Below are 3,520 nucleotides of genomic sequence, written 5' to 3'. Positions count from 1 at the left end.
GGGTGGGACGGCCGGGATCGGGCAGCGGCTGCGGGGGTGGGGCGTGGCGGGAGCTGTGGCCGTGGCGGTGCTGCTCGGCCTGGAGCTGCAGCGGAGGCAGCTCCTCCAGGGGTGGAAGGGCGGGGGGATCGTCGTTGTCGTTGAAGAGCTCATCCGCCAGCTGGAGGGAGGGCGAGGGCGCCTGCTCCTGCACCGGCATCAGATCCTGGGTGGCGCGGCGGCGCACGGAGGGCACTGTGTTGGCGGGCACCGGGGAGGCCGGCGCGGGCTGAACGGGCATCGCCACGGGGACGGGCACGGGCCGCGGGGCGTGGGCCACCGCGGGGCCACCGCGCGAGGCAGCGGCGTGCGGGGCCAGGTGCTCGGGGGCCAGGGGCTGGGCAATGGGGACGACGGCCGCCTGGGGCGCCGCGCCCCGGGGGATGCTCTGGGGCGCCTGGGCCGTGGGGACGGTGGCGGCCATCAGGGGTGCGGCTTGCGGCGGCGGCACGGCGGGCATCCCCGACGCGGAGGGGCGCGAGGGCATCGTCGCCTGAGGCGCGGGCCGAATGGGACGGACGGCTGCCTGGGGATGGGGCGTGGCCGGCTGCTGCGGGGCACCCCCGAGCAGGGCGGCCACCTCGGCGGAGGGCGGCAGCTTCTCGGCGGGCTTCTGCGAGAGCACGCGCGTCTTCAGCACGAAGGGGCCGCAGAGCACCTCGTCCACGGAGCGGATCTCGCACGCGGAGACGCGGTGGCCGTTCACGTAGACGCCCTGCGTGGAGCCGGCGTCCTGGATGGCCGAGCGCCCGTTCTGGAAGTACAGCATCGCGTGGCGCGGATCGATGGACGCATCATCCAGCCGCAGATCCGAGGACGGATCGGAGCCGACGGAGTAGGTGCCGGGGACGAAGACCTCCGTGCCGACGAGGAGCCCGTCGCGGAGGATGACGACCTGGAGGACGGAGGGCTGGGCGCTCACGTGGACACTCCCTTTCGAGGGTGGTGGGCGAGAGCCCTACTGGTCGTAGACGGTGGAGAGGGTCTCGGAGCGGAAGCTCTCCCGCTCTTTGATCATCGACCGCGTCGGCAGCTCCTTGCGGTCGTACAGGTACACAGCGCCGGACTTGTTCGTCTGGCCCTGGATGAGGCGGTCATCGAAGTCGATGCGTGCGGGGCCTCGGGCGGGCGGCGGGGCCGAGGCGGAGCCACTGGTGGCCGCCTCGCCGGTGACGGGGTCCGCCACCGTGTCGGCCAGGTCCGTCTTGGACTCGAACTTGGGGACGGGCTTGGAGGACGTGGCCTTCTTGGCCTTGCCTTTCGACGAGGACTTGGAGGCACGAGAGCGTTGTGCCCATGCCTCCGAGCTCAGGAGGGGGAGAGGGGACATGCCAAGGAGGCTGGCGACGAGAGAAGCGAGGAGAAGGCGTCGCATCGGAGTTCCAGGTTAAGCGATGTTTGTACCGATCTGTCAACGCACGCCCTTCATCGGTTCCCACGGAGAGCAGGCAAGCGGTGTGGGGAGCAGTCCACCCCAGCTGGGGGATGGATTCCCCACCTGTGCTGACCTTTCAGGCAGGGTAGCTTGCAACATCCATGAAACACACCTTCGCAGTGCTGACAGCGCTGATCCTGTGCGTGGCAGGCGTAGCGGTCTTCGTCATGCGCTCGCGCGAGCCGCAGGCACCTGGCACCCCGGAGCAGGTCCAGGCGCCGGTCCCAACCCGAGCGCCCCCGCGGCTGCTGGCGGTGGGGCCGCGCTTGACGAGCAACCAGACCTCGGAGCCGCTCTCGGTGTACGGCGAGGGACTGGAGGAAGGGATGCGCCTGGCGCTGGGGCCGCCGGTGTCGCGCGAGCTGCCGCTGAGGGTGGTGGACGCGCGGCATGCGTACACGAGGCTGCCGGCGGAGGTGGTGCTCCCGCCGGATCTGCCGGTGGCGAGCGTGGTGGTGCGGCTGATCACTCCCCCGGGAAGCCCCGCTCCCCTGGGGGAGGCGCGCCTGGACGTGGTGAACGACACCGCCTTTCCGGATCCGTTCGCGCTGGCGCTCTCCCCGGATGGGCGCACAGCCTTCATCGCGTCGCCGCCGACGGACACGGTGTTCGCGCTGGAGGTGGGCTCGGGCCAGGTGACGCCGCTGGCGACGGCGGACGGGCCCTGCGCGATCACCACCTATAAGGATACGCAGGGGCACGCGTGGCTCGCGGTGGCGCACCGGTTCAGCCCGGAGCTGCGCCTGTATGCGTTGGACACACCCGGCAGTGCCCCGCGAGTGCTGCCGGCGCCGGCGGGGGCCGCGGGGGTGGTGGTGGACGCGCGGGGGGAGGTGGCGTTCGTCGCGGAGCAGGTACGGGACACGGTGCGCGCGGTGTCGCTGGTGGATGGGAGGGAGCGGTGGTCCGCGGCGGTGGATCCGAACCCGCGTGAGCTGGCGCCGTGGAAGGACCTTCTGGCGGTGGGGAGCCTGCAGACGGGGCAGGTGGAGCTGCTGCGCCAGTCGGACGGTGGGCTCGTGGCGACGCTGGTGCCGGGGCCGGGAGTGCCCATCGTGGGAGGTGGGACGGAGCGCTTCTCGAAGCAGGTGATGGGGGGCAAGGCGCCGCGCGGGATGGTGGCGAGCGCGCGGCTGGGACGCCTCTTCGTCTCGAGCCTGGGGCCCAACGTGGGGCCCAATGCCGAGCGCATGGAGGTGAGCCCCAACGGTGGGGTGAGCGTGCTGGATCCGAAGCGGGGCGAGGTGGTGCGCCACCGGGGCTTCGGGGCGGGAGTAACGGAGGGGCTGGCGCTGGATGAGGCCTCGGGGTTGCTCTACGCGGCGGACATCGGGGTGGGCCAGGTGCGGGTGCTGGACGCGAGGAAGCTGGCGGAGAGCGAGGAGGGGGCGCGCAAGGCACTGCTGCAGGAGCTGCCCATTCCACTGCCCGAGCGGACACTGCGGGCGCGCCCGGACGAGGACTATGGCAAGCAGGGGCGAGCAGGCGTGGAGCTGCACTCGGGGCCGCGCTCGCTGGCGCTGTCGCCGGAGGGGCGGACGCTCTACGTGCTCAACCGGCACACAGGCACGGTGGCGGTGGTGGACGTGGCCGATGCGCGGAAGGGACAGGCACGCGTGGTGCGCCAGCTCGCGGTGGCGGAGCTGCGCACGCAGGCCAAGCGGCGGCTGGGACAGGTGCTCTACTACGCGGACATGGGGCGCACGGCGATGAGCTGCGACGCCTGCCACCTGGAAGGCCACACGGGCGGCGTCTTCTTCGAGAAGACGCATCCGATGCGCATCTACCGCTCCACCACGGTGCGCGGCAGCCGGGACACGCCGCCGTACTTCACGCCGGCGAGCACACACAGCGTGGCGGAGACGATCAAGACGGTGGGCAACCGCAACCGCTTCCAGAACCCGCAGCTCACAGACACGGAGGTGGAGGCGCTGACGCTCTACAGCTCGCTCATACCCACGCTGCCGAACCCCTTCGTGGGCGAGGACGGGGCGCCGCCGGAGACGCTGGCACTGCCGGACGGGCACACGGGCCGGCCCGCGGAGG

Annotated in this window: 3 protein-coding genes; 1 reads left to right on the top strand and 2 read right to left on the bottom strand. The window is 72.1% G+C overall.

Features of this window, described 5'->3' with window-relative positions; genetic code table 11:
- A partial coding sequence (locus VD972_RS30225) for an FHA domain-containing protein (protein ID WP_324992238.1) occupies positions 1–961 on the bottom strand: 961 nt, incomplete at its 3' end.
- 36 nt (positions 962–997) lie between these two features.
- Positions 998–1,414 carry a hypothetical protein gene (locus VD972_RS30220; protein WP_324992237.1) on the bottom strand — a complete coding sequence of 139 codons (417 nt, stop codon included), beginning with the start codon at positions 1,412–1,414 and terminating at the stop codon, positions 998–1,000.
- Between the two features lie 161 nt (positions 1,415–1,575).
- Here VD972_RS30220 and VD972_RS30215 point away from each other — a divergent pair.
- Positions 1,576–3,520, top strand: a 1,945-nt coding sequence (locus VD972_RS30215) for an MtsA protein (RefSeq protein ID WP_324992236.1), incomplete at its 3' end; no start/stop codon positions are given.

The sequence above is a fragment of the Hyalangium sp. genome (assembly GCF_035629615.1).
Taxonomy (GTDB): Bacteria; Myxococcota; Myxococcia; order Myxococcales; family Myxococcaceae; genus Hyalangium.
The sequence above is the reverse complement of the archived record's forward strand: the minus strand, read 5'-3'. Positions and strand labels throughout refer to the sequence as shown.

What these genes read in the sequence shown, in the direction of transcription:
- VD972_RS30220 (WP_324992237.1), bottom strand. Translation starts at nt 1,414, where the DNA reads ATGCGACGCCTTCTCCTCGCTTCTCTCGTCGCCAGCCTCCTTGGCATG.